The organism is Pseudomonas asturiensis, from assembly GCF_900143095.1.
GTDB lineage: Bacteria > Pseudomonadota > Gammaproteobacteria > Pseudomonadales > Pseudomonadaceae > Aquipseudomonas > Aquipseudomonas asturiensis.
Genome location: NZ_FRDA01000003.1, coordinates 123808 through 148339, shown reverse-complemented (window position 1 = coordinate 148339; position 24532 = coordinate 123808). Strand labels below are relative to the sequence as shown.

Annotated in this window: 23 protein-coding genes; 11 read left to right on the top strand and 12 right to left on the bottom strand. The window is 60.2% G+C overall.

All coding sequences use genetic code 11. The features are described from left to right. The first annotated feature begins 288 nt into the window (after positions 1–288). From BUB69_RS06330 to BUB69_RS06315, 4 genes are all read left to right on the top strand, one after another. On the top strand, positions 289–1185 hold the full coding sequence (locus BUB69_RS06330) for a chemotaxis protein (protein ID WP_073163513.1): 897 nt from the start codon (positions 289–291) through the stop codon (positions 1183–1185). Positions 1186–1247: 62 nt separating this feature from the next. After that, complete coding sequence (locus tag BUB69_RS06325) at positions 1248–1709, top strand: GNAT family N-acetyltransferase (protein WP_073163512.1); 462 nt, start codon at positions 1248–1250, stop codon at positions 1707–1709. 43 nt (positions 1710–1752) lie between these two features. Further along, complete coding sequence (locus tag BUB69_RS06320) at positions 1753–2076, top strand: hypothetical protein (RefSeq protein ID WP_073163511.1); 324 nt, start codon at positions 1753–1755, stop codon at positions 2074–2076. Positions 2077–2174: 98 nt separating this feature from the next. Next, positions 2175–2927 (top strand): YkgJ family cysteine cluster protein, encoded by a 753-nt coding sequence (locus BUB69_RS06315; protein WP_073163510.1) that lies wholly within the window; start codon positions 2175–2177, stop codon positions 2925–2927. 1 nt (position 2928) lies between these two features. Here the strand turns inward: BUB69_RS06315 and BUB69_RS06310 are convergent, their stop codons facing one another. The 7 genes from BUB69_RS06310 to BUB69_RS28445 form a co-directional block, all read right to left on the bottom strand. Further along, the gene (locus BUB69_RS06310) at positions 2929–3153 is read right to left on the bottom strand and encodes a hypothetical protein (RefSeq protein ID WP_073164339.1); all 225 of its coding nucleotides are present in this window, start codon (positions 3151–3153) and stop codon (positions 2929–2931) included. A 93-nt stretch (positions 3154–3246) separates the two neighbouring features. After that, positions 3247–4251, bottom strand: coding sequence for a fimbrial protein (locus BUB69_RS06305; RefSeq protein WP_073163509.1), 1005 nt, complete (start codon positions 4249–4251; stop codon positions 3247–3249). A gap of 1 nt (position 4252) precedes the next feature. Next, complete coding sequence (locus tag BUB69_RS06300; RefSeq protein WP_073163505.1) at positions 4253–5035, bottom strand: fimbrial biogenesis chaperone; 783 nt, start codon at positions 5033–5035, stop codon at positions 4253–4255. Beyond that, positions 5032–7599, bottom strand: a complete 2568-nt coding sequence (locus BUB69_RS06295; protein WP_084537057.1) for a fimbria/pilus outer membrane usher protein — start codon at positions 7597–7599, stop codon at positions 5032–5034. The genes BUB69_RS06300 and BUB69_RS06295 overlap by 4 nt, the downstream gene beginning before the upstream one ends. Before the next feature lie 136 nt (positions 7600–7735). Continuing rightward, positions 7736–8479, bottom strand: coding sequence for a fimbrial biogenesis chaperone (locus tag BUB69_RS06290; protein ID WP_073163503.1), 744 nt, complete (start codon positions 8477–8479; stop codon positions 7736–7738). 61 nt (positions 8480–8540) lie between these two features. Further along, entirely contained in the window at positions 8541–9125 is a 585-nt protein-coding gene (locus BUB69_RS06285) for a fimbrial protein (RefSeq protein ID WP_073163501.1), read from the bottom strand. A gap of 330 nt (positions 9126–9455) precedes the next feature. Next, positions 9456–9839, bottom strand: a complete 384-nt coding sequence (locus BUB69_RS28445; RefSeq protein ID WP_141121825.1) for a hypothetical protein — start codon at positions 9837–9839, stop codon at positions 9456–9458. 295 nt (positions 9840–10134) lie between these two features. Between BUB69_RS28445 and BUB69_RS06280 the strand changes: the two genes are divergently transcribed. From BUB69_RS06280 to BUB69_RS06260, 5 genes are all read left to right on the top strand, one after another. Beyond that, positions 10135–11301, top strand: coding sequence for an efflux RND transporter periplasmic adaptor subunit (locus BUB69_RS06280; RefSeq protein WP_073163498.1), 1167 nt, complete (start codon positions 10135–10137; stop codon positions 11299–11301). Beyond that, positions 11298–14399, top strand: coding sequence for a multidrug efflux RND transporter permease subunit (locus BUB69_RS06275; RefSeq protein WP_073163496.1), 3102 nt, complete (start codon positions 11298–11300; stop codon positions 14397–14399). The genes BUB69_RS06280 and BUB69_RS06275 overlap by 4 nt, the downstream gene beginning before the upstream one ends. Positions 14400–14409: 10 nt before the next feature. Further along, complete coding sequence (locus tag BUB69_RS06270; protein WP_073163493.1) at positions 14410–15087, top strand: heavy metal response regulator transcription factor; 678 nt, start codon at positions 14410–14412, stop codon at positions 15085–15087. Continuing rightward, entirely contained in the window at positions 15077–16441 is a 1365-nt protein-coding gene (locus BUB69_RS06265) for a heavy metal sensor histidine kinase (protein WP_073163490.1), read from the top strand. The genes BUB69_RS06270 and BUB69_RS06265 overlap by 11 nt, the downstream gene beginning before the upstream one ends. Positions 16442–16642: 201 nt before the next feature. Then, positions 16643–18169: a sensor domain-containing diguanylate cyclase gene (locus BUB69_RS06260; RefSeq protein WP_073163487.1), complete on the top strand. Its 1527-nt coding sequence runs from the start codon at positions 16643–16645 to the stop codon at positions 18167–18169. Positions 18170–18238: 69 nt separating this feature from the next. Here the strand turns inward: BUB69_RS06260 and BUB69_RS06255 are convergent, their stop codons facing one another. Further along, entirely contained in the window at positions 18239–18709 is a 471-nt protein-coding gene (locus tag BUB69_RS06255; RefSeq protein ID WP_073163485.1) for a PA2169 family four-helix-bundle protein, read from the bottom strand. A 219-nt stretch (positions 18710–18928) separates the two neighbouring features. On the opposite strand from BUB69_RS06255, the gene BUB69_RS06250 reads away from it, so the two are divergent. Then, a complete protein-coding gene (locus BUB69_RS06250; RefSeq protein ID WP_073163482.1) occupies positions 18929–19171 on the top strand; it encodes a DUF3820 family protein in 243 nt (80 codons plus the stop codon). A 204-nt stretch (positions 19172–19375) separates the two neighbouring features. Here BUB69_RS06250 and BUB69_RS06245 read toward each other — a convergent pair whose 3' ends face one another. Genes BUB69_RS06245 through zwf form a run of 3 tightly spaced genes read right to left on the bottom strand, consistent with a single transcriptional unit; the run spans position 19376 to position 22237 of the window. Continuing rightward, positions 19376–20050 carry a bifunctional 4-hydroxy-2-oxoglutarate aldolase/2-dehydro-3-deoxy-phosphogluconate aldolase gene (locus BUB69_RS06245; protein ID WP_073163480.1) on the bottom strand — a complete coding sequence of 225 codons (675 nt, stop codon included), beginning with the start codon at positions 20048–20050 and terminating at the stop codon, positions 19376–19378. Between the two features lie 17 nt (positions 20051–20067). Then, positions 20068–20781: a 6-phosphogluconolactonase gene (pgl, locus tag BUB69_RS06240; RefSeq protein ID WP_073163477.1), complete on the bottom strand. Its 714-nt coding sequence runs from the start codon at positions 20779–20781 to the stop codon at positions 20068–20070. Continuing rightward, positions 20768–22237, bottom strand: a complete 1470-nt coding sequence (gene zwf / locus BUB69_RS06235; protein WP_024686698.1) for a glucose-6-phosphate dehydrogenase — start codon at positions 22235–22237, stop codon at positions 20768–20770. The genes pgl and zwf overlap by 14 nt, the downstream gene beginning before the upstream one ends. Before the next feature lie 218 nt (positions 22238–22455). On the opposite strand from zwf, the gene BUB69_RS06230 reads away from it, so the two are divergent. Next, positions 22456–23322 carry a MurR/RpiR family transcriptional regulator gene (locus BUB69_RS06230; RefSeq protein ID WP_024686699.1) on the top strand — a complete coding sequence of 289 codons (867 nt, stop codon included), beginning with the start codon at positions 22456–22458 and terminating at the stop codon, positions 23320–23322. Positions 23323–23532: 210 nt separating this feature from the next. On the opposite strand, the gene BUB69_RS06225 is transcribed toward BUB69_RS06230, so the two are convergent. After that, positions 23533–24408 (bottom strand): D-hexose-6-phosphate mutarotase, encoded by an 876-nt coding sequence (locus tag BUB69_RS06225; protein ID WP_073163475.1) that lies wholly within the window; start codon positions 24406–24408, stop codon positions 23533–23535. Between the last annotated feature and the right edge of the window lie 124 nt (positions 24409–24532).

The window sequence follows — 24532 nt, the reverse complement described above, 5'->3', positions numbered from 1 at the left end:
ATTTGGCCGCCAGGTGGTTACGTCGCCCGCCAGATGGCACCGCAATTGCGCGGTCGCCCAGGCTGAGCGCGAAATCGTTTCTCTTCCTTATATATAGAAGCATGCGTCAGTTTGTCGCACCTCTTCTATATATAGAAGGCGCGGTATTTTGTCGCACCCTCAGGCTTTGGCTCCGGGAATCGCTATCCTGTAATAATCCTAAAGCCAGAACGCCACGGGTCGATAACCTGTCAGAGAAAGATGTTTGTCGCCTCGATGCGACGAAACACCTATAGCCAGAAGGTTCATATGTCCAAGAACGTCCGAGCAGATTCACTTTCGCTGCTCCTCTTCACGTTGCGCAGCGGCAAGCTGATGGCGATCAACCTGCTCAAGGTCAGCGAAATCATTCCCTGCCCTCCCCTGACCCATCTGCCCGAGTCGCATCCGCACGTCAAAGGCGTCGCGACACTGCGGGGTTCGTCGCTGTCGGTCATCGACCTGAGCCGCGCCATTGGTGAGCGACCACTGGCCGATCCCGATGGCGGCTGCCTGATCGTGACCGACGTGAGTCGCTCCAAGCAAGGTCTGCATGTGCAGGCAGTCAGCAAGATCGTGCACTGCCTGACCACCGATATCCGTCCGCCGCCTTACGGCTCCAGCAGCAAGTCATTCATCACCGGGGTCACTCAGGTGGATGGTGTCCTGGTGCAGGTGCTGGATATCGAAAAAGTCATCCATGGTATCGCTCCGGCACAGATCGTCGTGCAGTCGACCGAACTGGCCAGGGAAGATGTCGAGGTCCTGGAAAAAGCGCGAATCCTGGTCGTCGACGACAGTCAGGTCGCCCTGCAACAGTCGATCATCACGTTGCGCAATCTGGGCATCAACTGCCACACCGCCCGAAGCGCCAAGGAAGCCATCGACGTGCTGCTGGAGCTGCAAGGCACGGCCGCGCAGATCAACGTAGTGGTCTCCGATATCGAGATGTCGGAGATGGACGGTTACGCCCTGACCCGCACCTTGCGTGACACTCCTGATTTCCATGACCTGTACATCCTGCTGCACACCTCGCTCGACAGCGCGATGAACGGCGAGAAAGCCCAGATTGCAGGTGCCAATGCGGTCCTGACCAAGTTCTCCTCGCCCGAACTGACCAAATGCCTGATCGAAGCCGCCCGTACGGTCGTGGCCCAGGGCATCTGATTCGTCCTGCGCGCCCGGCCCGCCCCGGGCCTGGCGACGCATCGACCTTGCATTGCTGGCTGATGCGTCGGGATCTCCGTACGCCCCTATGTGTCGCGCCCTGGCCAGCGGACACCGTGCCCGCCCTTCTGACGCCCGACCTGAGCCTTCAGGCCCATCAATTGCTGTCGCAAAATCCCATGCCGGGCGAAGAGCCGTTGGCGAGCCACGCGAGTTGGCTGGACGCGTTCGAACGCGACCCGGAGTTCGACCGGTCCCGTTGCTTTCTGGCGATGAATCGCGAACGCGTCGTAGGTGTCATCACCTGTTGGACCAGCGCTTTCATCAAGGACCTGGTTGTTCACCCCGACCACCGAAACAGAGGCATTGGCGCAGCGTTGCTCAACCACCTGTTCGTCCACCTGATCCAGTGTGGCGAGGCGGTGGCCGACCTGAAAGTCATGGAAAACAATCGAGTGGCGAGGCGTCTTTATGAAAAATCAGGCATGTCCTACGTCGCTCGTCTGGCCGTGGACCTGAACTGATCTGGCATAATTTGCGCCCGATACGTTGCACCTGGAGACCGTGATGAAAGCATCCATCCTGCTGCTGGCTGGCCTGGCCGCTGTCGCCGTTCAGGCTGAGGCCGCTACACCTCAGGCCTGGAGCGCGCTGGACAAAGCCATGCTCGACAGCTGCCTCAAGGCCAGCCAACTCAAGACCCCGGCCCCTTTCGGGACCAGCGCCCAGTTCGATGATCGCGTTGGCTACAGCGCCTTGTTGCTCAAAGGCCGCTACCCGCAAAAACACATGAATAACCGCCCGGGCACCGAACTCTGTCTGTACAACCGCAAAAGCAGGCAAGCCAGCGTGACTGAATGGGACAGCATCGCCCCTTCCCCGTCCCGTTAGATCACTGGCGCGCAACTTGCTTCCTGTCCCTCATCCGCCTGAACGGCGACAGAAATGTCGCCACTTCCGGCTCTCGCCCTGGACAGGTCACCAACACCATGAACACCCAGTTTTCCTGCACCGGCTGCGGCGGTTGCTGCACCGATCACCATGTGCCACTGACACTCACTGAAGCCACCCAGTGGGCAGCGGACGGCGGCACCGTGATTGTTCTGACCGAGGCCTTTCTCGCTAACGGTTATGGCGTTCCCGAAGCGCAACTGACGCACGCCACCCGACGCTCGACCGAGGTGAACACCGGGCAGACAACAGCCCATGTCGCCATCACCTTCGCAGCCTACAACGTGGGCCGCTGCCGGAATCTTGACGACGAAAACCTCTGTCGCATTTACGAGCGTCGCCCGCTGGTGTGCCGCATCTACCCGATGGAGATCAATCCGCACATCCCGCTGCGGCCGGAAACCAAGGGCTGTCCACCGGAGTCCTGGGAACAGGGGCCGGATCTGATCGTAGGCGGCAAACTGGTGGACACCCACCTTACGGCCCTGATCGAGCAGTCGCGTCAGGCAGACCGGGATGAGATCAAGGCCAAGCAATCCATCTGCCAGCGGCTGGGTATTCGCACCACAGCCCTGAAGGGCAACGGATTTGTCGCTTATCTACCGGACATGGCGGCGTTCGCAGAGGCTATTGCGCAGGGCGTACGCAACGAAAGCGAAGCGCTTGAAGATCAAGGCTGGGAATTTCACGTGGCAGGGCAGACGGTCATCGACACCTTGAAACAGGCAGGTGCCGAAGTGACCGGCAGGGAGCCGGTCTCCTACCTGTTCATCCCGCTGCAGGCAGCGTGAATCAGCGCTTGCCCATCGAGCGACGCGTCCCGGACGGGGCTGCTCCCGGCGTCTTGTGATGGCCAGGCTTGTTCGACTTCTGATACCAGGCCTGGTCTTTCTTCGCCTGAGCGAATTGCGAAGGCTTGAACGGAAAGCTGAACGGTGCAATCGCCGGTTTTTTCTCAGCGGCATCTACTGAATCGGTTGCGGCGTCTTGAACAGGAGTGTGTTCAGGGGTGTTCATGGTGTCACCAGAAAGTCGAAATGGCCGGGCGATGGCCCGCGGCCGCGCAGCATACATCAATCGCCGCGCGGCCGCCCGAGCCTCCTGTCGCCATCATTTGTAGAACAGATCCACCATGATCTCGGCGTCGAACGGCCCTACCCGAGGCCTGGCGCTGTTCCAGACCAGTTCGGCATCGAAGTCGGCCTGTGCCGAATGGGTTTCGCCCAGCAGATCAGATAAATGGAACGGCTCGTTGTAACGCAATGACTCGCCGTTGACGGCACTGGTGATCCGGATCCCTAATGAATCATTGGCGGCAGGTACCAGCAGCCCCCCGGCCTCGGAAACCGTGCCGCTGACCGGGCGAAACCGGGCATTGATGCTGAAGGGCGAATCGCAGGTGCGGCTGGTGACCAGCGCAAACGGCTTTTTGGCGAAGACCTTGCCGATGACTACCTCCTGGATGGGCACCTCACCGAACTCCACGGTTTGCGGAAGGACCTGCAACTCGGCATCACAGGCCACGAAGCGCAAGCCGTTCAGGTTGTCGATGACGTAACTCAGGCTGCGGCCAGGCTCGGATTGCCTTGCGACGCTGCTGTCGAGCTCAAAGAACCGGTATTCCTGCAGGTCGCTTGCCACACCCGAGGGCGGCGTGGAGCCGAACTTCTGGATGAACACTGAAAACGCCAGATTGAAGCGAACAACCGGACAATCAACGAGGTTCGCCTCCTCTTCATGGCAGACAGGCAGGTAATGCCCGGTGCCGATGCGTCCGCCACCCTGCACGTAATCAACCCCATTGAGCGTAAGACCCGCGCGAATTCCCTGCCCGATAGCGACGTTATCGGGATTGAGGGAGAGCATGACTTCTTCCTGAACCAATGGCTGATCGTCCTTTACGCATTCAACCTGAATGTCCAGAGGTTCGGAGCGCCAGACCACTTCCCCATTCGCCACGGACGCGGGAATGGCCACGGTACTGCTCAGTTGATCGCGAATGGCGACTTCACCCGATCCTTGAGTCCGGCAAACCAGGGCGAATCCGGGTGTCGGAGCCAGTAGCAATACCAGCACGAGGGATCGCAACCAGCGACGATTGAGCAAGTGTTTCATATCAGCATTTTTCCTGAAGCGAAGGGTTATCCAGCAGGCTGGCGGTGAATGACGACTGCCCGTCCGGTTGCGCACAAAAGCGACGCCGCCCGCCATAGTCGGTCAGTGCTTCGAACGACAGCCGTCGCCAAAAATGTTCCCGCGCGCGCTCGGGCAACGGGAATTCGAGCCGGGCACCGGGCGCCAGCATGACGTAGCCGGTGACCTGCACATCGTCCAGACTCAGCCTTTCCAGCGAGGCGTAGTAGGCCGTCGGATTGCTGACGTGCAGCCACAAAGCCCCTTGTTCGCCGCGGGTCAGCGTCCAGTTCAAGCGTTGAGCAGTGTCCGCCGGATCGCCCTCAAGCCCCGCCGGTCGGTAGAAGACATTGATGCGCTGCCGCACGGCGATGTTGAGCTGACGAGCGCCATCGCGACGCTGCGGCACCTCCAGCACGTAGAGGTGCAGCAGGGACTCGCGCTCTTGTGGCATTCCAGCACCCTGATACAGCACGCGCAGCGTCTGCCTGCCATCGGCAGCCAGCCGCGACAGCGGTGGCGTAACCACAAAGGGCAAGGCACGCCGTTGTGCCAGAGGCGTGTCGTCGTCATCGTGCGGGTCACTGAGCCAGGCCTGCGCCAGCACCTCATCCTGTCCCCGGTTGCTGACGTCAAGGCTGGCTGCCCGGTAGCGCCCATCGAAAATCAACCGCGTCCCCGTCAGCGCAAGCGCGGCCTGGGCCTCGACACTCGCCGACAACAGCAACGCAGGCAGCAGACGCTGCCAACTCAAACGAACGGTCATTGGCAAATCACCTTCAAGCGTTCGTAGGCTCGGGCCGGATCCCGAGGCGGCAGCGTGAAAGACGCCTGGCACTGCTGATCGGACCAGCGAACCTGCAACCGCCCGCTGTCCTGATCGCTCAGCACCAGCGCCTGGCTACTCGGGTCCACCACCGCGAGCGACCGACCCTGCTCGTCCTCGACAGTGGCACCCAGCGGCACCTTGCTGCCGTCTGCGCGAACCAGTTCGAACTGCACTCGCCTGCCCGTTGCGGCCTTGAAGTGCACCACCGGTATCGCGCCACGCCGCGGGACGATCTGAGTGATGGCGCTTTCCAACTCGATATCGGCGCCCAGTTGCCGGGTGTCCAGACTGACCCAGTTGGTGCGATAGGGTTGCGCATAGGGCAGCACCGCGTAGCCATTGGACGCGGTTGCGACGTTATTGAATGACTTGAGCTGTGCGCCGCCCACCTCGGGGACGTGAACCAGAGCAAAGGTTTCACCCAGCGACTGACCGGCGTTGACCCCACCGGCGTGAACGACCACTGACCCGGATGCTGCCAGGGTGAATGCATCGTAATCCTGACCCTGGCTGTAACCGGCCTCGAACCGACCAAACGGCGTCGTGGTGTTGAGCTTGCCCGCGCCAAAACTGCCAGAGCGGCTATCACGTCCGGCCTGGACCGAGTAGAAGGTGTTGCGATCATCCAGCACCTGTCCATTGAGGCCGGTTTGCACGTTGTACTCGCCGGTACTGTCACGCACGGCATTGAACGACAGACGCGAAGCGCCCGGACTGGAACCCAGCGGCAAGGTCACGCTGAGGGCGATGCGGTTGTCAGGTGTCGCATCCCCCATCAGACCGAACGCTTCGTTGCGCTCGATCGACACGCTGTAATTGAGCGAACGCCAGGCAGCGTTCCAGGACAGATAGAGCTGCCGGGTCTTGCCGGGCAGATTCCAGTAATGCTGTTCGGAAGCGGTCAGGCTCAGCGATGCGTTCCAGACGGGCAGCACCTGTGTGACGTTGAGTTCGAGCCGGTCTCTGGGCCAGCCGCCAGGCGCCCTGTCGGTCCGGCCATCGGCCTCGGCCACGTGCTGACCGAGCGTGCGGTACTGCTCGGTGGAATACCGATAGCCGGCCACCGCAAGGGTGGTATGAGTGACGTTCAGGGTGTTGGCATAACGTACCCGCAGGCTTTGTCCCGCAAGGGCCCGCTGGTCTGGCTGGCTGACCGAATGAGTCACATCCAGCGAAACCGCGCCCACGCCGGTGTTCACCCCGGCACCCAGATTGCCGGCCTGATAGTCTTGCGCCAGTTGCAGCCCACCGAAACCGGTGACCCGTTCGGACAGCCCATAGATCAAGGCCGCACTGGTAAACGTCGGCGAGGCTTGATCATCGCTGTCGACCTGCCCCGCCGCCACGCTGTAACGCAGCGCACCGGCCGGCACCATGATTGGCAGCGACGCGTAGGCCTGGATAAACGAATGACGACGACCGTCGGCTTCAATCACGGTGACCGCCAGATCACCATTGGATCCGCTGGGGTAGATATCGGTGATTTCGAAGGGGCCGGGCGAAACGCTGCCGCTGTACAGCATAAAGCCATTCTGCCGGACCTCCACCGTGGCATTGGTTTGGGCGATACCGCGAATGACCGGTGCATAGGTGCGCTCACTGTCGGGGAGCATCCCGTCGTCCGAGACGATGGAGGCCCCCTGAAAACGCACACTGTCGAAGACCTGCGAATCGGTAAAGGTCTGGCCGATCGTCAGTTGGCTCTTGAGGGTGGTGAGATCACGCTGAGCAAAGGTGCGATTGCCGCGAAACCGCCACGAGCGGTCGGAGCCGTACACCAGCGAGGACTCGTTGCGCAGCCGCCAGGCGCCCAGATTCAGGCCGTTGCGCATACCCAGATAATACTGATCGGTTTCACGGTCGCGACTGCGGCGTCTGGCAGCGTTGGCGGTGTAATTGACGAAACCGGCTGTTTCGCCCTCATCCCACAACTGCGGCGAAACATAGCCCCGGGCACCGCGCGCCATCAATGCCTGGGGCACGCTGATGTTCAGGCGCAGCGCGTTGGGGTTGTAATCGACCCGCGCGAACTCGACGCTGGCGGGCAGGTCGAAACACGCCAGCTCAACGTCGCCCGGCGCAGGCAGGCGAGCGGGATCAAGGCCCAGGCCCTGCAACATCTCCAGGTTCAGGCACGGTTCGATTGCCCCGGAGCGCAGGTTTTTCGAGAACACCACATCGCGGCGACCGCTCAACGCACGATTGACGTAGATATCCACCCGATAGGTGCCGGGCAGCACGCTGTTGGTGCGCAGGAACTCTTTCAGATCGGGGGGCTGATCGCTGCCCTGGATAAACGCTGTGTTGAATTTCACTGGCGAATCGTTGCCAGTCTCAGCCAAAGGTGCCGCGAACCCGGAAATGGACACACTCAGTACAAGCCCCATGCCCACCGGATAACGCATGCGCAGCCTGATTGAGCAACGTCTTTTACCCCGTTCGGGACAGGGGCGAAGGGACGCTGCAATCGCAGCGTCATTGTCTTTTTTATGCCATTCCATTAGCGATTTTCACTCTACGTCGGATAGACCGCACATCGCGTAATCCCTTCACGCGCGCACGGCGACAGGGCCGTCGTCTTGCACGGACCTTGATGTACAAGCATTCGATGAACGTCATTCATAAAGGGCCGGGGTGCTATCGATCCACGGCCTTGCTGGCGTAACCCACCCCGTTTTCGCTCAGCACGCTGCGGTACGCGACCTGCCCGCCAAAGTCGTTGATGCTCATGAAGCTCACATCCAGAGGCGCAGCATTGCTGCCGTCCGCAAGGGGCAGGCTCAGGCTTTGGTGTGGCGCAAGCATCTGGCGGTCCAGACTGGCCAGTTCGGCACCCCGCTGGCGAGCGGAAAGCCTGAGCATGGAGACGTGATAAGGGCCGGGGTTTTCCACATGCAGCACGTTTGCGCCGCGACGCCAGCGCAGTTTTTCAGGCGCCTGCAGCGGATCCCCGATCAGCCCCTCGGGCCGGAAGAACACCTTGATACGTTGACGGATAGCGATCTGCAGTGTGTTTTCCGCAGCCGTCTGGGGAATTTCCTGAACGTTGAGCCAAAGCACCGACTCACGGTCCACAGGCATGCCGGCCCCGGAATGAATGATGCGCAGCAGTTGCCGACTGCCGCCCGCCATACGCGCCAACGCTGGCGTGACGATAAACGGCAGGTTCTGCGCGGCTTCCTCGCCCGCAGAACCCTGCGCTTCGAGCCAGGACTGCAAAAGGATTTCTCCGGCGCCACTGTTCTGGACGCCCAGGCTCGCTTCCTTGTCGGTCCCCTGATAAATGACACGCGTGGTGTTCAGCACAATCCCGGCGTGAACCGAAGGCACGGCTAACCCCATCACGACAAGCGCAATGCAACGGATACAGTCGAAAAACATACGGGTTGTTCGTCTCTGATTGGCGTGAGACAGGGCGAGCCAGGCCCGCCCTGTCAGGCAGTTACTCGTAGTCCATCACGAACGGCATGAAGCCATCGGCATTACCCGGATTGGTCGGTGTACCGTTGAGCACATAAACCGCACCGAAGTTGATTTCGGCCGTGGCACCGCCAGCACTGTCCTTGACCAGCGAGGTGTCGATGGTTTCAGTGCCACTCAGGTCCATCAGGACACTCGAGGCGTTCAGCAGACCGATGCCCACACCATCAGCCGCACCGGTGGTGCGCAGCAGTTTGGGGTCGTTGTTGTCCAGCCCGCTGCCATTGCGTGCGGTAAAACGCATCTTCACCATGTTGTACTGATCGGCGCCCGCACTGCAGTTGACCAGTAACTGGATCGGCGTCGCGGTTTCATACTTGGTGTCGCTCGACAGGCCGATATCGGAAAACGATACGTTGCCCATGTCCACGTTGATTTCACCCGGGTTGCTGCCGGGGCTTACACCCGTGCCCGGTGCAACATCACAGGAAATATTGGTGAGTGTTCCGTTAAAGATCAGTGTGCCGTTATTCGCAGCGCTGGCAGTACCTGCCATGCCGAGACCGACTACGCCCATGACTGCCAGTGTCAGAGAAAGCTTTTTCATGCTAACTACCATCCTTGTGTTGTTTCGTGTGTGCCCTCATCGGACGGCGAGCACTATAGGTCTCAGACTTTTTAATCGCTGTCAGGCTGAAGACTTTGAATGCACGGACAACACAACAGGAAACGCAGTACTTTTCTGTAGGATTAACGAGATGTGCCGTACACGCCACGATCTTAAAGACTTACGCACAATACCCACGTGCAAAGATCAGGCAAATGTTTGCATTTGGAACACATGCATTTTGACGTGACAGGCCAGCCAGAGCAGGCCCGCAGTAGAAGTTGCATCGCGCCAGGCGCCGCAATGCAGGAGGGTTTCAACGCAACGACATCACTGATAGGTCAATGTCACCAGACCCGAACGCGACGTTATCAAGGGTGCGGACGCGTCGTTCCGGCGGGTATCGGGAATCGCCTCGTAGTGCACACTGAACGAGACAAACTGTGCAGAACAATTAGGATTAACTGTACTGACTTGAAGCGTGACATCTGGAGTTGCCTGCAAGAAACGCAAGTACTCACCCGAACGTTGGCTATCAACGGCCGACACTTCGCAACCGGCATTGACCACACTGCCGTGAAAACTCATCGCCCCGGCTCCGGCAAAACAAAGTGCTGGCGAAAACAGCAAGGGAATACACAGTCCCGTCGCACGCACGGGGCGAGCGAACAGCACCTGCAGAACGCGGTTGCCTAATAACGCGGTATTGTTCATGCCAGACCCCACAAGATAAGCCGAAACGCTGAGTTAAGTTGAAGGATCAACACGACGCCAGAAATTACCTTAGGAAGGAGTAGGAATTATCCTAGGACTCACTCATTATCTGGACGCGCGTACCCTCTACCGTTATATCGCCCACACTTGGGTTTTCTTGATCGCGCGCAATTCGTGTGGCGGCTTCCTGACAATCCTGACAGCTGAAAGTCATTCTGCTGACCGGGTTTGCAGGCTATAAGGAAAGCCATAACCTTCGTTGCTTTCACTCTGACTCTTCCGGCGCCTTTTCCACATGCGTAAACAGACCCTGACTGTCACTGCCGTCGCCCTGATCGCCCTCCTGATCGCGGTGGTCGCCTGGAGCCTGACACGCCCTGCCAAGGCACAGAAAAGTGCACCTGCCGCAATCCCTGTCAAAGTGGTCACGGTGCAGGTCGAGGACGTACCGCGTTTCGTGACCGGCATCGGTTCGGTGCTGTCGTTGCAAAGCGTGGTGATCCGCCCGCAAGTGGACGGCATCCTGACCAAAGTGCTGGTCAAGGAAGGCCAGCAGGTCAAGGTCGGCGAGCTGCTGGCCACGCTGGATGACCGGTCGATTCGCGCGTCACTGGAGCAGGCCCGTGCGCAACTGGCGCAGAGCAAGGCTCAACTGGACGTCGCCCAGCTCGACCTCAAACGCTATCGCCAGCTCACCGAAGACAACGGCATCTCCAGGCAGACCTATGACCAGCAACAGGCGCTGGTCAGGCAGTTGAGCGCTACTGCGCAGGGCAACGAAGCGAGCATCAATGCCGCGCAGGTCCAGCTTTCCTATACACAGATACGCTCCCCGGTGAGTGGCCGGGTCGGGATTCGCAATGTGGATGAGGGCAACTTCATGCGGGTGACGGATGCCGCCGGGCTGTTCTCCGTGACCCAGATCGACCCGATTTCAGTGGAATTCTCCTTGCCGCAACAAATGCTGCCCACCCTGCAAGGGCTGATCGGCAACACAACACGCGCGGTGGTCAAGGCCTATCAGGGTGACAGCGCGGCCAACGGTCTGTTGCTCGGCGAAGGCACCCTGTCGTTGATCGACAATCAGGTCTCGGCGACCACCGGTACGATCCGCGCCAAGGCGCAGTTCCAGAACCCTGGCGAGAAGCTCTGGCCGGGGCAACTGGTGACCGTGAAGATCCAGACCGGCATCGAGCGCAACTCGCTCAAGGTCACACCTCAGGTGGTACAGCGCGGCATGGATCAACATTTTGTCTACCGGGTCACGGCCGATAAAAAGGTCGAGGTGGTGCCGGTCAAAGTGCTGTATCAGGACAGCGAGCAAATCCTGATCAGCGGCCCGCAGGCCGGAGACACGCTGGTCAGTGATGGCCAGTCGCGCCTCAAGCCGGGGGTGTCGGTCGACGTGCTGAGCGGCGCAGCCAATGACAACCGCACAGCAAACGTGGAGCGCGCGTTATGAAGGGCCGAGGTTCGGTATCGGCGTGGTGCATCGACCACCCGGTCGCCACCTTGCTGCTGACCTTCGCGCTGGTGCTGCTGGGGGTCATCGCCTTTCCGCGCCTGCCCGTTGCGCCGTTGCCGGAAGCCGAATTCCCCACCATCCAGGTCAGCGCCCAGCTTCCCGGCGCAAGTCCGGAAACCATGGCGTCGTCTGTCGCCACGCCCCTTGAAGTGCAGTTCAGTGCAATACCGGGCATGACGCAAATGACCTCCAGCAGCGCGCTGGGGTCGACCAACCTGACCTTGCAGTTCACCCTCAACAAGAGCATCGACACCGCCGCTCAGGAAGTACAGGCCGCGATCAACACTGCCGCCGGACGCCTGCCCGCCGACATGCCCAACCTGCCGACCTGGCGCAAGGTCAACCCGGCCGACAGCCCGGTCCTGATCCTCAGCGTCAGCTCCAGCCTGATGCCGGGCACCGAACTGAGCGACGTGACCGAAACCATTCTGGCGCGGCAACTCAGCCAGGTCGAAGGCGTGGGGCAGGTGTTCATCACCGGCCAGCAACGCCCGGCGATTCGCGTACAGGCCGCTCCCGAGAAGCTCGCCGCGCTGGGCCTGACCCTCGCCGACATTCGCCAGGCCGTGCAACAGACCAGCCTGAACCTGGCCAAGGGCGCGCTGTATGGCAAGGACAGCATCTCGACGCTGTCGTCCAACGACCAGTTGTTCAAGCCGCAGGATTACGCGCAGTTGATCGTCTCGTACAAGGATGGCGCGCCGGTGCACCTGAGTGATGTGGCTCGGGTCGTCAACGGTTCGGAAAACGCTTACGTCAAGGCGTGGTCGGGCGATCAGCAGGGCGTCAACATCGCCATCTTTCGCCAGCCCGGCGCCAACATTGTCGAAACGGTCGATCGCATTCAGCGCGAACTGCCGCGCCTGCAGGAAATGCTCCCCGCCGCGGTCGACGTCTCGGTGCTTAACGACCGGACCCGCACCATTCGCGCCTCACTGCACGAAGTGGAGCTGACGCTGCTGATTGCCGTGCTGCTGGTGGTCGCCGTCATGGCGCTGTTCCTGCGTCAGCTGTCGGCGACCCTGATCGTCAGTGCGGTGCTGGGGGTCTCGCTGATCGCCAGCTTCGCGATGATGTACCTGTTCGGTTTCAGCCTGAACAACCTGACACTGGTGGCGATTGTGGTCGCCGTGGGCTTTGTGGTGGACGATGCCATTGTGGTGGTGGAGAACATCCACCGACACCTTGAAGCCGGACAAGGCATGCGCGAGGCGGCGATCAGAGGCTCCGGGGAAATCGGCTTCACAGTGGTCTCGATCAGTTTCTCGCTGATCGCGGCGTTCATTCCGCTGCTGTTCATGGGCGGCGTGGTCGGGCGACTGTTCAAGGAATTTGCCCTGACGGCCACCGCGACCATTCTGATTTCGGTGGTGGTGTCGCTGACCCTGGCGCCAACGCTGGCAGCGCTGTTCATGCGTGCGCCGTCGCACGCCAAGCATTCCAGACCGGGCTTCGGCGAGCGCTTGCTGGCCACTTACGAGCGAGGCCTGCGTAAAGCGCTGGCACACCAGCGGATCATGCTCGGTGTGTTCGGCCTGACCCTGGGCCTTGCCGTAGTGGGTTACATCATCATCCCGAAGGGTTTCTTCCCGATTCAGGATACGGCCTTCGCTCTGGGGACCACCGAGGCCGCCGCCGACATTTCCTACCCGGACATGGTGGAAAAACACCTGGCGCTGGCCAAAATCGTCGGTGCCGACCCGGCAGTACTGGCGTTCTCCCATTCGGTCGGTGTGTCGGGCAGCAACCAGACCATCGCCAACGGCAGGTTCTGGATTTCACTCAAGCCGCGCGCTGAACGCGATGTGTCGGTCAGTGAGTTCATCGACCGCCTGCGCCCCAAGCTGGCCAAGGTGCCCGGTATCGTCCTTTACCTGCGTGCCGGGCAAGACATCAACCTCAGTTCCGGCCCCAGCCGCAGCCAGTATCAATACGTGCTCAAGAGCAACGACGGGCCACTGCTCAACACCTGGACCCAGCGTCTGACTGAAAAACTGCGTGAAAACCCGGCCTTCCGCGACCTGTCCAACGACCTGCAACTGGGCGGCAGCGTGACGCACATCGACATCGACCGCAGCGCCGCAGCACGCTTCGGGCTGACCACGGCCAACGTCGACCAGGCCTTGTATGACGCGTTCGGTCAGCGGCAGATCAGCGAATACCAAACCGAGGTCAACCAGTACAAAGTGATCCTCGAACTCGACGCCCAGCAACGCGGCAAGGCCGAGAGCCTGGCCTACTTCTACCTCCGCTCGCCGCTGACCAACGAAATGGTGCCGCTGTCGGCCCTGGCGAAAGTCAGCGCGCCACGCATGGGGCCGTTGTCGATCAGCCACGACGGCATGTTTCCAGCGGCCAACCTGTCATTCAACCTGGCGTCCGGCGTTGCATTGGGCGATGCCGTGCGCATGCTCGACGAGGCCAAGGCCGAGATCGGCATGCCCGCCTCGATCATCGGTAGTTTCCAGGGGGCAGCTCAGGCGTTCCAGAGCTCGCTGGCCAACCAGCCATGGCTGATCCTCGCCGCACTGGTGGCGGTGTACATCATTCTGGGCGTGCTGTACGAAAGCTTCGTGCACCCGCTGACCATCATCTCGACGCTGCCGTCTGCGGGCATCGGCGCATTACTGCTGCTGTGGATGATGGGTCAGGACTTCTCCATCATGGCGCTGATTGGCGTAGTACTGCTGATCGGCATCGTCAAGAAGAACGGTATCCTGCTGGTCGACTTTGCCTTGCAGGCGCAACGCGAGCAGGGGCTGACGCCTCAGGAAGCGATCTACGAAGCCTGCATGACCCGCTTTCGACCCATCATCATGACCACGCTGGCTGCACTGCTTGGCGCGCTGCCGTTGATGCTGGGCTTCGGCGTCGGTGCAGAACTGCGTCAGCCACTGGGCATCGCCGTGGTTGGCGGGCTGCTGGTGAGCCAGATGCTGACGTTGTTCACAACACCCGTCATCTACCTGCAACTGGAGCGGCTATTCCATCGGCGTCATCCCGCGCCTGCGCCCGCACTGGTCATTCACGAGTGAGAGTCGCTTCATGCGCGTGCTGATTATCGAAGACGAAGAGAAAACCGCGGACTACCTGCGTCGCGGTCTCACAGAACAAGGCTATGCCGTGGACGTGGCCCGCGACGGGATTGAAGGGCTGCACCTGGGGCTGGAAAACGATTACGCCGTGATGATTCTGGACGTGATGCTGCCCGGCCTGGACGGCTTCGGTGTGTTGCGCGCATTGCGGGCGCGCAAGCAGACGCCCGTCATCATGCTCACCGCCCGCGAGCAGGTCGATGACCGCATTCGCGGGTTGCGTGAAGGCGCCGACGATTACCTGGGCAAACCGTTCTCGTTTCTCGAACTGGTGGCGCGCCTGCAAGCGCTGACCCGGCGCAGCGGCGGCCACGAGCCTGTGCAGATCAGCATCGCTGATCTGTGGATCGACCTCATCAGTCGCAAGGCGACCCGTGCCGGAGCGCGCCTGGAACTGACCGCCAAGGAGTTTTCACTGCTGAGCGTACTCGCTCGACGCCAGGGGGAAATCCTCTCCAAGACGGCCATTGCCGAGATGGTCTGGGACATCAATTTCGACAGTGACACCAACGTGGTCGAGGTCGCGATCAAGCGCCTGCGTGCCAAGCTCGACGGCCCGCACGAGCACAAGTTGCTGCACACCATTCGCGGCATGGGCTATGTGCTGGAGAACCGCAGTGCGGATTGACTCGATTGCCCTGCGTTTGAGCGGCCTCTTCGCGCTCGTGGCGCTGGGCGTCTTTACGCTCATTGGCTGGGCGCTGTACCTGCAGGTCGACAAGAGCCTGGACCTGTTACCCCGCGCCGAAGTGGATGCGCGCTACAGCGTGCTGGAATCGGCAGTCAATCGCTACGGCACGCCGGAGCATTGGGCCAAGATAAAGAACAAACTCACGCTGCTCAGCGAAGAAGACAAACGCCTGCGGTTCTGGGTGATCAGCGATGATCCGCTCTACGAATTCGGCCGCCCCGACGCGGATATCCGCCGGTTTGCCCAAGGGCCTCTGGGCATGCACGACCTGAAACTGGCCGACCATCCTTTCGCATTCAAGGTACTGGTCAGCGAGTTCGAACCCAAGGATCAGCGCCCTGCCCTGCGCTTTCTCACCGCCATCGACACCGAAACGTTCTGGCACACTCAGCATTCGCTGCTGGTCGCCCTGGTCGGTTTCGCGGCGCTGGGCATTCTGCTGGCGTCAGCGCTGGGTTACTGGGTGGCGCGGGTCGGCCTGCGACCGTTGGCAACGCTATCGCTTGAAGTACAGAAGCTCGCGCCGCCCAGGCTGTCCGGCCGTCTGCAACTGTCGCCGTTGCCGCCGGAGCTTGAGCAGTTCGTGGCGTCGTTCAATTCAACGCTTGAGCGCGTCGAACTGGCCTATTCGCGACTTGAGTCATTCAACGCCGATGTCGCCCACGAACTGCGCTCGCCGCTGACCAACCTGATCGGCCAGACCCAGGTCGCCCTGACGCGAGGCCGCTCCGCCGAGCATTACTTCGAGGTGATGCAATCCAACCTGGAAGAACTGGAACGCCTGCGCTCGATCATCAACGACATGCTGTTTCTGGCCAGTGCCGATCAGGGCACAAAGGTTCAGGCGCTGACCCATGCCTCGCTGGCTGAGGAAGTCGCCACTACCCTGGATTATCTGGATTTCATCCTCGAAGACGCTCAGGTTCGGGTGCAGGTCGAAGGTGACGCCTGCCTGCCCATCGAAAAAGCTCATCTGCGTCGGGCATTGATCAACCTGCTGCACAACGCCGTGCAGCACACCCAGGCAGGCGGGCAGATTAACGTGACCATTCGGGCGCGTGCCGATTACGTCAGCATCGGCGTGGCCAATCCGGGCGCGCCTATTGCCGAAGAACACCTGCCCAGACTGTTCGAGCGGTTTTATCGGGTCGACGCATCGCGCAGCAACAGTGGCGCGAACCATGGCCTGGGTCTGGCCATTGTCAAAGCCATCGCGCTGATGCACGGCGGTTCGGTATTTGTTAATAGCGAGCACGGTATCAATACATTTGGCCTCAGTCTTCCGCGCTGACGCGTGCAACACCCGCAGCGGTCGAATATTGGCGTTTGATATTTGACGGCAACACCTTCATTTAAAACTGCTTTTATTCATCCGCCACTCTTATTAGCGCCATGAGAGGCGTGTTATATATGCGCGCACCACAACACTTCTAATAAAGTTAATTATCAACATCAATTATCAAGAATCATTCGTTTGCAGGTAGTACGCCCCATGATGTTGTCTGCACCCACCCAAGCCGCGTCTTTCAGGTGGTCTCGTCCGGAACTCATGCTCATTTTCGGCAGCTCACTGTCCGTGCTTTCGATTTTGACCATCGTTGCATTCCTGCTGGTCCGTGAACGCAGTGATGCGGCACTCTCGGCAGCACGAACCGCCTCCAACATGGTGCAGTTGATCGACGCTGACGTCATGCGCAATGCCGAACTGTACGACTCTTCCCTGCAAGGCATGATAAAAGCCTGGCAACGCCCTGACTTGATGGGCCTGTCGCCGGAACTGCGTCAACTGGTGTTGTTTGATCGCTCCACAGCGGCCCCTTACAAAGGCGACCTGGTATTGCTCGATAACCGGGGGGAAATACTGGCGGACTCGCTATCGGTCATTCCGCGTGACGATAACTTTTCAGACCGTTCTTACTTCAAGGATCACGCCACTGATCCTTCTCTGGAATTGCATGTCAGCCGTCCGTACAAGACCCGCTGGGGTTACAAGGATTGGTGCATCGGTTTCAGTCGACGAATGTCAGGCCCCAACGGCGAATTTCTGGGTATCGCCAGCGCGGCCATGCGCCTGGTGTACTTCAAGCAGTTGTTCATGAGCCAGAAGCTGGGCAGCGACAGCAGCATCAACCTGATCAACACTCAGGGAATCCTGATTGTGCGCTACCCCGACAGAGACGGTCAGGACCTGATCGGCAAGGACTACAGCCATACCCCCAATTTTCAGCGCATGCTGGCGGAAGGTGAAGGCAGTTTCTCAGGCTGGTCAACCCAACTGAACGCACAGCGGTTCTATACCTTTTCCCGGGTCGGGAGTCTGCCGTTGATTGTGGTGATCGGTCAGTCCGAAGAAGAGGTCTATACGGTATGGCGGCGCAACGCATGGTTGGTGGGCTCGGCGACCAGTGTGCTCTGTCTCGGCATTTTATGGCTGACGGGATTGCTGTGCCGCGAACTGCGCAGGCGTCATAGCGCCGAAGACCAGCTGGCCTGCCTTGCGGCTACGGACGGCCTCACCGGCCTGGACAACCGTCGTCAACTCGATGCCGCCATGGACACCGAATGGGCTCGCGCGCAGCGCTCCGGCCATCCACTGTCGCTATTGATGATTGATGTCGACCATTTCAAGGCGTTCAATGAACGTCACGGGCATCAGGGCGGCGATCAGGCGCTGCGCAAGGTGGCGCAAACCATCGCAGAAAACATCAGAAGGCCTGGCGACATGGCGGCCCGTTACGGTGGCGAGGAGTTTGTCGTGGTGCTGCCGGAAACTGACAGCAACGGCGCGTTGAGTCTGGCTGAAAACCTGCGCCAGGCCATTGAATCGATACCGACCTTCCCCGGCGATCAACAGCCGATCACGGTCAGCATTGGCATTGCGTCGCAGAAGGTTCGTTCGGGTGACAAGCTGGCAGCGTTCTTTGGTCTCGCAGACAAGGCGCTGTACCAGGCCAAGAACAATGGGCGTAACCGGGTGGAACTGCATCTCGCCGCATTGAGCGCGGCGGGTCGGGCCTGAATGATCGCGAATTGAAGGCATAAAAAAACGCCAGACTGGCTGGCGTTTTTTAACGTGCGGTGCAGCGAATTACGATGCAGCGCGGGCCGCATCACGAAGTGCTTTGACTTCGTCGTGGTTCTTCAGCACGCCTTGGTACTGCTTTTCGATCACTGCGATAACAGCTGGGGAAACACCCTTCTCGCGGGACTTCTCCAATGCCTTGCTGTACGCCTTCTTCGCGACGTCTTCGCCACGCTCGGCTTCTTCCAGCACAGCCTTGTCATCGTTGCTGGTGAACGCAGTCTTCAGCTTGACCCATGCCTGATGGATGTCAGCCGAGACGCTCGACGAGTCTTCTGGCTTGCCGCCCAGCTGAGTCACGTGTTGCTGCAGCTCACCGACCGCAGCGCCAACTTCGGTGGAGCGACGTGCGAGGAACGTTTTGACCTGTGGGCTTTTTGCATTTTTTGCGCTGGTAGCGAAACCTTCTTCGCCGTCAATGCTGGTTTCGATCAGGTCATTGAGGATAGAGATCGTTTCTTTGTTGATATCAGTCATTTGATAATTTCCTAATGGCAGGTTGATACGAAATTTACTTCTGCCTAGAAGATTGCAGTCGTCATGCCAAGTTTTAAAAACAAATTAACTCTTTAAATTCAATACCTTACGAAATTTTCACAAGTCCATTGTCGTGAGTTCTGCATGAACTGTCCTTTGGCCTGCATGCAGAATGCACGTATCGTGTTGGTTCAAGTGAAATGACAGAAGGTCTCGCCCATGAATCCTGAAAAACTCAAGCTGCTGGTCACCCAGGAGATGCCCTTCGGCAAGTACAAGGGACGACTGATCGCCGACCTGCCCGGCCATTACCTGAACTGGTTCGCTCGCGAGGGATTTCCGAAAGGTGAACTGGGTGGCCTGCTGGCCTTGATGCAGGAGATTGATCATAACGGCCTCAGCGAGATACTGGACCCGATACGCACTCGCCCACGCCAGTCCTTCAAGGACCGTGGAGCTTGAAGAGGCGCAAAAAAAAAACGGTGTGCCGGACCAGGGCACACCGCAAAGCCATACAACAACCAACAACAACTTCTTTGCCGGGGTCCCGCCTGACCGGCTCAATGCAGACCAGGCAAGCCCCGTGAAAAAGTAACCACCGACACGCTATGCCGGAGGCCTGAACAGTGCACGACTGCAGCGGCAGGCCGCGCCCTTGAAACTCACTCAGTCAAACAACGCCAGGGCCTGCGCAGTCGCTTCCTGGATACGACCCCAATCGCCATTTTTGACCCACGCGTTATCAATCATCCACGTGCCGCCTACGCACATGACGTTTGGCTGAGCCATGTAGTTCTTGAGGTTCTGCTCATTGACGCCACCGGTTGGGCAGAAGCGCACTTCATTGAACGGACCGCCCAACGCCTTGATCGCTGCCACACCGCCACTGATTTCAGCCGGAAACAGCTTGAAGCGGCGATACCCCATGGCGTAGCCGATCATGATTTCCGACGCGCTGCTGATGCCCGGCAACAAAGGCAACGGGCTGTCGAGCGCGGCCTGCAACAAGTCCTGCGTGCTGCCAGGCGTGACGATGAACTGCGCGCCAGCCGCCTCGGCATCGGCAAGCATCTTGCGGTCCAGAATAGTGCCAGCGCCGGTGCACAGCTCCGGACGCTGCTCGCGCAGAATACGGATCGCGCTCAGGCCGAACGCCGAGCGCAGGGTGATTTCCAGCGCCGTCATGCCGCCAGCGGCCAAGGCGTCAGCCAGCGGCAGCACGTCCTGATCACGGGCAATGGTAATGACCGGCAGAATCTTCGCCTTGGCGCAGAGTTCGTCGATCTGGGCAATCTTGTTCGCCATGCTGGTAAGCGGCTGATTATTTTCGTTCTGTGTCATGGCGACGCTTCCTTTACTTATGGGCACCAGTAAATCTCAAGGGACGGTTCTAGAAAGGCACGGACCGGCATCCGGGCGAGGTCATCGCCCGCCAGCGCCGCGCGCAGGGTGTCGAGTTTGGCCTGCCCGGAGACCGACAGAATCGGCAGCTTCGCCGACGCCAGCAGGCGACGGGTCAGGGTCAGGCGTTGATGCGGCACGGTCGGTGCCAGCATCGGCAGGCAACGTCGCTCGCCTTCCAGGCTCAAGGCCTCGGTCAGGTTGGGACTGTCGGGAAACAGGGATGCAGTGTGCCCGTCATCGCCCATGCCCAGAATCAGCACATCGATGGGCGGCAACTCGGCCAGCGCCTGATCGGCCGCCAGTGCGGCTTCTTCAAGGCTGCCCGCAACGCTGTACAGCCCCAGGAACTTCGCCTTGGCCGCAGGGCCTTGCAGCAAGTGACGCTGCAACAACCCGGCATTGCTGTCGGCATGTTCGGTGGGCACAAAGCGCTCGTCAGCCAGGCTAATGACCACCTGGCTCCAGTCCAGCGGCTGTTGCGCCAGACTCTGAAAAAACGCGACCGGGCTGCGACCGCCGGACACCACCAGCGTCGCCAGACCGTTTTCGGCAATGGCCGACTTCAGTCGCTCGGCCACATTCGCAGCCAGCGCATCGGCCAGTTGCTGCGGGTTGTCGAATTCACGTGCTACCAGCCCTGCTGGCAGCTCAAGGTCACATATCGCCATACCAGGATCTCCCGTCGCGAGTAATCAGAGCAATGGAACTCATGGGCCCCCAGGATCCGGCGGCGTAAGGCTTGGGCGCGTCGCCCGCCTTCTTCCAGCCTGCGATCAGCTGATCACACCATTGCCACGCGTACTCGATTTCATCTTTGCGGACAAACAGGTTCTGATTGCCACGCATGACTTCCAGCAACAACCGCTCATAGGCATCGGGGACCCGAGCGCTGCGGTAGGTGTCGGAAAAATTCAGTTGCAGAGGGCCGCTACGCAGTTGCATGCCCTTGTCCAGGCCCTGGTCCTTGGTCATCACTTGCAAGGAAATACCTTCGTCCGGCTGCAGGCGGATGATCAGACGGTTGCTGATCTGCAAACGCTGCTCAGGGGCAAAGATGTAGTGCGGCGGCTCTTTGAAGTGGATCACGATCTGCGACAGCTTCTGCGGCATGCGCTTGCCGGTACGCAGGTAGAACGGTGTCCCCGACCAGCGCCAGTTGCGGATATCGGCCCGCAAGGCGACGAAGGTTTCGGTGTCGCTCTGGGTGTTGGAGTTCTCTTCCTCCAGATAACCCGGCACCGCTTTGCCTTCGCTGTAACCGGCGGTGTACTGCCCGCGCACGACCTGGGTCGCCAGACGCTCGGGGTTGAACGGTGCCAGGGCCTTGAGCACCTTGACCTTCTCGTCACGGATACTGTCGGCAGACAGGTCGCTGGGCGGGTCCATGGCGATCAGGCAGAGCAGTTGCAACAGGTGGTTCTGAATCATGTCACGCAGCTGGCCGGCCTGGTCGAAGTAGCCCCAACGGCCCTCGATACCAACCTTCTCGGCCACGGTGATTTCCACATGGGAAATGTGATTCTGGTTCCACTGGGTTTCGAACAGGCTGTTGGCGAAACGCAATGCGATGAGGTTCTGTACGGTGTCCTTGCCCAGGTAATGGTCGATGCGATAAACGCGGTTTTCCGGAAAGAACTGCGCCACGGCGTCGTTGACCCGACGCGAAGAGGCCAGGTCGTGACCGATGGGCTTCTCCAGCACGGCGCGCGTGCGATCGGCCAGGTTGACCGACGCCAGGTTTTCACAGATTGCGCCATACACCGATGCAGGCGTGGCGAAGTAGGCAATCAGGGTTTCAGCGCTGCCCACACGCTCCGCCAGCGCGACGTAGTCCTCGGCCTTGAGGAAGTCGACGTGCAGGTAGCTGAGGCGTCCCAGAAAACGGGCGACGTTGTCGGTTTCAAGCTCCGCTTCCGGAATGAAGCGGCGCATGGATTTTTCGATATGCGCCAGATGCGACTGTTCGTCGCCTGGTTCACGCGCCAAGGCAAGAATTCGAGTGTCTTCATGCAGCAATCCGGCGCGATCAAGCTGATAAAGAGCCGGGAACAGCTTGCGGACTGCCAGGTCCCCCAGGGCACCAAACAGGGCAAATGTGCACGGTTCAACCGTTATCAAGGGCATAATGTTGGTTCTTTTATCAAGTTAAGCTACAAATACCTTTTTTAAAGGCGTTACTCAAGGCCATATGTAGTAATAACCACAACATTCTGCCTAAAAGCATATTCCAGTGGTGATCAACACAGGCCCTCAGTACGATAGGCCACCTTTGCTACAGGCTAAAGGGCTAATAAAAGCCCGAGACAAAACCGTTGGTGAACAAGCCCCGACAAGGACTCTGAATGGACCGCACTCGAAACCTCCTGGAGCAAATCCAGGGCCGACTCGACGAGCTGAACAAGGCCGAACGCAAGGTGGCCGAAGTGATTCTGCTCAACCCGCAGATGGCGACGCGGCTGAGCATTGCCGCGCTGGCCCAGGCTGCCAAGGTCAGCGAGCCGACCGTCAACCGTTTCTGCCGCTCGTTCAGTGTCAGCGGCTATCCAGAGCTCAAACTGCAACTGGCACAGAGCCTGGCCAGCGGTGCGGCCTACGTCAGTCGTGCGGTCGAGGCCGACGACAACCCCGAGGCCTATACCCAGAAGATTTTTGGCAGCGCCATCGCGTCGCTCGACAGCGCCTGCCAGCAACTGGACCCGGCCCTGATCAGCAAGTCGGTGGACATGCTGATTCAGGCGCGTCAGATCCACTTTTTCGGTCTGGGGGCTTCGGCACCTGTGGCGCTTGATGCGCAGCACAAGTTCTTCCGCTTCAACCTGGCCGTGACGGCACATGCCGACGTGCTGATGCAGCGCATGATTGCCTCGGTGGCACACACCGGTGAGCTGTTCGTGATCATTTCCTACACCGGCCGCACCCGCGAGTTGGTGGAAGTGGCGCGCATCGCCCGGGCCAACGGCGCCTCGGTGCTGGGCCTGACGGCAGCAGGCTCGCCCCTGGCGCAGGCCAGCACCGTCAGCCTGAACATTCCGCTGCCGGAAGACACCGACATCTACATGCCAATGACCTCGCGAATCATTCAGTTGACGGTTCTGGATGTACTGGCCACCGGCATGACCCTGCGCCGCGGCGTGGACTTCCAGCCGCATTTGCGCAAGATCAAGGAAAGCCTCAACGACAGCCGTTATCCGGTCGAGGATCAGGGCTGAGCGCCTCATCCCTGCACGAACGCGACTGAACGGTGGGAGATATCGCCGCCTGGCTGCCTGACAGCAAACACGGGGTTGTGGGAGGCGGCTTGCCGGCGATGCGATTTCAAGTCCGCCCTGTCAGCGACTGGACTAGCACGGTCGCTGACAAATAGCCTCCTGCAACAACACGCTTGTTCAGCAGACCATGCGTTGTCGCAAAGCCGACGCTCAATACGCCAGCTGCGCCTGAAGCTTCAGGCGTGCCTGCTGACCCGGTGCAAGGCTGAAGCGGTCGCCGCTGCCTGACGCGGCTTCCACCCGCACAAAACCTGCTGTCTCGCTGCCACATACGCCGAGCAGCGGCCTGCTGCCGGGGTGCCAGACCACCGTATTGGCACTGTCACCCGTGTCGATGTTGAATCGCCGCTCCCATACCGGATCCTGAAGCTGCAGCGCGCCCTCGTGCTCGAAGACCCGTTGACAGCCACCTGCCACCCGCAGCTCACCCTGCTGCTGACATGCCTGACGACTGAGTTGGTCGTAGCCCTGCGCACCGTCCAGACCTTGCAGTGCGACGTCGGCCACATCGCCGATGCGCCAGTAGGCATGCAGCGCATGGCTGAAATGGCACGGCTCGCTGTCTTCATGGCATGTGCTGAGGTTCAGTTCCATGCCCTGCCCCAGTTCGGCATGCAGGTCGGCCTGCCAGTCCCAGAGCTGCAAGCGCCAGTGCAGGCTGACGCCCGCTTCGCTTTCGCGGCTGTCGATCAGCTTCCAGTCCAGCAGGCGTCCCCAGCCGTGGGCAGGCCAGCCGCTTTCCCCCGGATGCCGGCCGTACCAGGGCCAGCACACCGGCACGCCGCCCCGAATCGCCCCGACCTGCGGCCACTGCGCCGCGCACCAGAGCCAGGGCTTTTGATCGCGAGGCTGGAAGTGCAGCAATTGCGCACCTTGGCGGCTGAACACCGCCTGACATTGCGGGTGATCGATCACCAGCACATCACGCAGCTGATAACGTTCCCACTCGAACGTCGGGCGGGCACGTCGGGATCTGAAGAAGCGTTGCAGGGGATGTTCGGACATCTGCGCGTCGTCGGAAGTCATCGCCAATCGCGTCCTGAAAAAAAGAGAAATCAAACCCATAAAAAACGGGCAGCCAGGCTGCCCGCAAAGCACACACGACCCTTGATCGCTTTATGCGTCAATCATGATTGATCAACGTGCTGCA

Excerpts from the sequence above, each read along its gene's own strand:
- BUB69_RS06225 (WP_073163475.1), bottom strand. The coding sequence starts at position 24,408 with ATGACTTCCGACGACGCGCAGATGTCCGAACATCCCCTGCAACGCTTC.
- BUB69_RS28445 (WP_141121825.1), bottom strand. The coding sequence starts at position 9,839 with ATGAACAATACCGCGTTATTAGGCAACCGCGTTCTGCAGGTGCTGTTC.
- BUB69_RS06320 (WP_073163511.1), top strand. The coding sequence starts at position 1,753 with ATGAAAGCATCCATCCTGCTGCTGGCTGGCCTGGCCGCTGTCGCCGTT.
- BUB69_RS06290 (WP_073163503.1), bottom strand. The coding sequence starts at position 8,479 with ATGTTTTTCGACTGTATCCGTTGCATTGCGCTTGTCGTGATGGGGTTA.
- BUB69_RS06280 (WP_073163498.1), top strand. The coding sequence starts at position 10,135 with ATGCGTAAACAGACCCTGACTGTCACTGCCGTCGCCCTGATCGCCCTC.
- BUB69_RS06300 (WP_073163505.1), bottom strand. The coding sequence starts at position 5,035 with ATGACCGTTCGTTTGAGTTGGCAGCGTCTGCTGCCTGCGTTGCTGTTG.
- BUB69_RS06260 (WP_073163487.1), top strand. The coding sequence starts at position 16,643 with ATGATGTTGTCTGCACCCACCCAAGCCGCGTCTTTCAGGTGGTCTCGT.
- BUB69_RS06305 (WP_073163509.1), bottom strand. The coding sequence starts at position 4,251 with ATGAAACACTTGCTCAATCGTCGCTGGTTGCGATCCCTCGTGCTGGTA.
- BUB69_RS06315 (WP_073163510.1), top strand. The coding sequence starts at position 2,175 with ATGAACACCCAGTTTTCCTGCACCGGCTGCGGCGGTTGCTGCACCGAT.
- BUB69_RS06330 (WP_073163513.1), top strand. The coding sequence starts at position 289 with ATGTCCAAGAACGTCCGAGCAGATTCACTTTCGCTGCTCCTCTTCACG.
- BUB69_RS06255 (WP_073163485.1), bottom strand. The coding sequence starts at position 18,709 with ATGACTGATATCAACAAAGAAACGATCTCTATCCTCAATGACCTGATC.
- BUB69_RS06250 (WP_073163482.1), top strand. The coding sequence starts at position 18,929 with ATGAATCCTGAAAAACTCAAGCTGCTGGTCACCCAGGAGATGCCCTTC.
- BUB69_RS06325 (WP_073163512.1), top strand. The coding sequence starts at position 1,248 with ATGCGTCGGGATCTCCGTACGCCCCTATGTGTCGCGCCCTGGCCAGCG.
- BUB69_RS06285 (WP_073163501.1), bottom strand. The coding sequence starts at position 9,125 with ATGAAAAAGCTTTCTCTGACACTGGCAGTCATGGGCGTAGTCGGTCTC.
- BUB69_RS06245 (WP_073163480.1), bottom strand. The coding sequence starts at position 20,050 with ATGACACAGAACGAAAATAATCAGCCGCTTACCAGCATGGCGAACAAG.
- BUB69_RS06275 (WP_073163496.1), top strand. The coding sequence starts at position 11,298 with ATGAAGGGCCGAGGTTCGGTATCGGCGTGGTGCATCGACCACCCGGTC.
- BUB69_RS06310 (WP_073164339.1), bottom strand. The coding sequence starts at position 3,153 with ATGAACACCCCTGAACACACTCCTGTTCAAGACGCCGCAACCGATTCA.
- BUB69_RS06295 (WP_084537057.1), bottom strand. The coding sequence starts at position 7,599 with ATGGAATGGCATAAAAAAGACAATGACGCTGCGATTGCAGCGTCCCTT.
- BUB69_RS06270 (WP_073163493.1), top strand. The coding sequence starts at position 14,410 with ATGCGCGTGCTGATTATCGAAGACGAAGAGAAAACCGCGGACTACCTG.
- BUB69_RS06230 (WP_024686699.1), top strand. The coding sequence starts at position 22,456 with ATGGACCGCACTCGAAACCTCCTGGAGCAAATCCAGGGCCGACTCGAC.
- pgl (WP_073163477.1), bottom strand. The coding sequence starts at position 20,781 with ATGGCGATATGTGACCTTGAGCTGCCAGCAGGGCTGGTAGCACGTGAA.
- zwf (WP_024686698.1), bottom strand. The coding sequence starts at position 22,237 with ATGCCCTTGATAACGGTTGAACCGTGCACATTTGCCCTGTTTGGTGCC.